The sequence below is a fragment of the Pseudoduganella sp. RAF53_2 genome, assembly GCF_052113985.1.
GTDB lineage: Bacteria > Pseudomonadota > Gammaproteobacteria > Burkholderiales > Burkholderiaceae_D > Rugamonas.
The window spans coordinates 1-1,312 of sequence record NZ_JBFRDW010001016.1 but is presented as its reverse complement, the minus strand read 5'-3'; the positions used below and the strand labels follow the sequence as shown (position 1 = coordinate 1,312).

The following is a 1,312-nucleotide window of genomic DNA, read 5'->3' as shown; positions in this document are numbered from 1 at the left end:
GTGGCAGGTCCGCCAGGTCGATGAAGGCAATATCGACAAACACCATATCCTGCAGCGTGAAACCTGACGCTTCCAGAACATGTGCAACATTCTGGAATGCGTGCCGCGCTTCCTCCTCCCCGGAACATAGTTCCCATCGCGGCCAATGGCAAGTTGCCCGCTCAGATAGCATGTGTGCCGACGACCACTGCATGGCTGATCGGCGCCGACCAGGCCGGCAGGTTCTCTCCATTAACTAATGAACTGCTTCAATTGCACTCCAATTCGCTGGGTTGATGGGTGTTGCCTGACAGTACTAGTCAAGGCGCTTGGCCCTGGTTTCGCTACCGTCCTGTTCCACTGTGACGGCGTCAATTTTCCCACCAGCATCTTTCTCGAAGGTCAGCACGACATCGACGGCCTTATAGAAATAGCGGTATTCGCTTTCAGGAAATATCTCCAATTGCCGCTGCCCAGCCAGTTGGGCAAACAGACGGTCGCCTTTCGAGCTGATAAAAAAGGTCGCCGATCCCAGTTGATATTGCCCTTCGAAGCGCGAATAAAGACGAGGATCCACCTTGACCTGGCGGTGCGCCGGGGCCACGCCCAGCGCCATGCGCGCCAGTGCGTCGGTGATCTTGCCGACAACTTCGTCACCATAATTGCTCAAGACAATGACAGTGACCTTATCGTCCGGGTAATAAGCCAGCATAGAGGCTGTACCCCCCGATGTTGCCGCCGTGCTCATACAACTTGCGCGAGAGGCTCTCATGGATGAACCAGCCCAGCCCGTAATGATGGCCACCGTCAGTGAACATCGCCTTCAGTGCGGCCGGGCTCAGCACATTCCCCTTGATCAGCCTCTGATGCCAAGCGAGAAGATCATCCACTGTCGAATACATAGCGCCCGCCGCATACGCGTTGCTCATGTTGACCAGCCTGCCCTTCACCACCTGGTCCGGACCATCCGTGTAATCCTGGGCCAACTGGCCCACCACTATGCGCCCGTCGTCATAGCCCGAATCGTGCAGGTTGATCGGCGTCAGCAGCTTTTGCTCAAGATAGTCCTGGTAGCTTATGCCGCCCACGGCCTCGATGATGCGGCCCAACAGGACGTAACCCATGTTGTTATACGTGAATTTCGTACCATGCTTATAATTCAGCGGAACGTCCTTGAGCAAGTCGATGAGCTCTTGCGGGGTATGCTTCACGGGCATCAGCTTGGCGTCGGAATCGTCCGGCGACGTATAGCTCGGAATGCCCGAAGTGTGCGACAGCAGCTGGCGGACGGTCGCCGGTCCCCAGCTGGCCGGCAGAGCGGGCAAATATTTGC

At 56.8% G+C, this 1,312-nt stretch carries 2 protein-coding genes and 1 pseudogene; all 3 read right to left on the bottom strand.

From position 1 onward, the window contains the following. Positions 1-193 (bottom strand): annotated as a pseudogene (locus AB4Z11_RS31945) (hypothetical protein); the annotation flags it as partial. A gap of 102 nt (positions 194-295) precedes the next feature. Continuing rightward, entirely contained in the window at positions 296-691 is a 396-nt protein-coding gene (locus AB4Z11_RS31940; RefSeq protein WP_442030226.1) for a DUF3471 domain-containing protein, read from the bottom strand. Then, positions 666-1,312: serine hydrolase domain-containing protein (locus AB4Z11_RS31935; RefSeq protein ID WP_442030224.1), on the bottom strand; the 647-nt coding region annotated here is incomplete at its 5' end. The genes AB4Z11_RS31940 and AB4Z11_RS31935, both read right to left, overlap by 26 nt.